A 1,574-nucleotide genomic window follows, 5' to 3' on the forward strand; every position below is an offset into this window, starting at 1 on the left:
TGATAACCGACGAAATTACTTGCTTCATTCTATGCGTTAACTCACTTAATACTAAAAGTGAATACAATGGTTCTGAAATTAATGAACAAGGTTCAGTGTATTTAACTTGACGTGGGGAGTCATACTAACGCCCTGTTAAGAGGCAATAAAATAGTTGGTTAAAATAAGCGACAAAGGAGCAAAACCAACTGTTTTTTGTCCTTGTTTAACAGCTTGTTATGCAGAAAGAAACGCAATTCTACTTTACGCTTATTTCTAGTAGTTCACTCATCATTTTCCTGCCAAAATTGACAAACTTACCTCCACCACTTGAAGTTAGCATAACTACTCCGACATTATATTCTGGAGAAAATAAATACTCACAGCCATAACCATCTAAATCGCCACCATGAAACAATACTGTTTTAGAAAACAGAGGGAACTCATTGCTTGCTTCAAACATTCCAAGGCCATAACTGAGTCCTAGGTATATTTCTCCAGCCTGAGTAAATTCAGTGTCATATTTTATTTGAGTTGAAACGAGCGGTGAAGTCACTCCGTTTTTACTGAATAACGAGTATGCCTTCAGTTGTAACACCATAAGGCGAGCTAGATCATCAATACTTGAGTAAACACCCCCATGTGGCGCTAATAACCCCATATTCCACGGTTTAGTCACAACTTGACGATCGTCTTTTCTGTAAGGTAAAGCCATTTGAGTGTGCTTTTGGCTTTCAGATAAATTTACCAAAGTATTTGAAAGGCTATATTTATCATTAATATAATGTTTAACTAATTCAGCATAACTTGTATTTGTCAGCTTGCTCAACACATATCCAAGTACAGCATAATTTAAATTTGAATATTCCCATTTTTCATTAACGGTAAAGCTTAATTTAATGGTTTTTAGCGCACTCAATAGCATTTTTTCATCATAACCACCTAAAAATGCATCACCATCGATTCTAGTGACGTTTTTAGGATAATTAGGTAAACCAGAACGATGTGTCATTAGAAGTTCAATCGTTAATGATTTAAATTCTTCCAGAGAATCTTTTGGAAAAACATCGGGTAAAAGATCAATGACACGATCAGTAAGCTTCAGTTTCCCCTCATCTATTAGCTCTAACGTTATAATACTAGTTAATACTTTCGACTGAGAACCAATTTGAAATAACGTCTTAGAGTTTATTGCTTGCTTGGTTTCTCTGTCTTTTATACCTACCGCTGAAGTAAATACCACTTTTCCTTGTTGAATAATGCCAACTGCCAATGCTGGAACATCTTCTTTAGCCATAAATTCTTTAATTTGTTGTTCAATTTTAAACTTATCTACCAGAGTAACCTGAGCGAATACTGATGGAATAAGAAAAGATAAAAGCAAAGCTAATTTTTTTATCATTATTTATCTCGTTTTAGTAAAGTTGACGACTATTGCCAAATCTTAATTTTCTGCATAACGCCACATTCAGCGGCAAAAAATTGTTGGCTATAATGTTGAACGAAGTGAAAACAGCCAACTGTTTTTTGTCCGTTTGAATGCCTTGTTAGGTTAATCTAGCTTCTTTAGTCGCATAGATAATAAAACAAGTAAT

At 34.6% G+C, this 1,574-nt stretch carries 1 protein-coding gene; it reads right to left on the bottom strand.

The window, feature by feature from the left end; translation table 11 throughout:
* Nucleotides 1-238: 238 nt before the first annotated feature.
* Nucleotides 239-1,381: a serine hydrolase gene (locus H4J67_RS19870; protein WP_182204872.1), complete on the bottom strand. Its 1,143-nt coding sequence runs from the start codon at nt 1,379-1,381 to the stop codon at nt 239-241.
* Nucleotides 1,382-1,574 lie beyond the last annotated feature (193 nt).

Origin of the sequence: Colwellia sp. BRX10-4 (assembly GCF_014077465.1) — a bacterium.
GTDB lineage: Bacteria > Pseudomonadota > Gammaproteobacteria > Enterobacterales > Alteromonadaceae > Colwellia_A.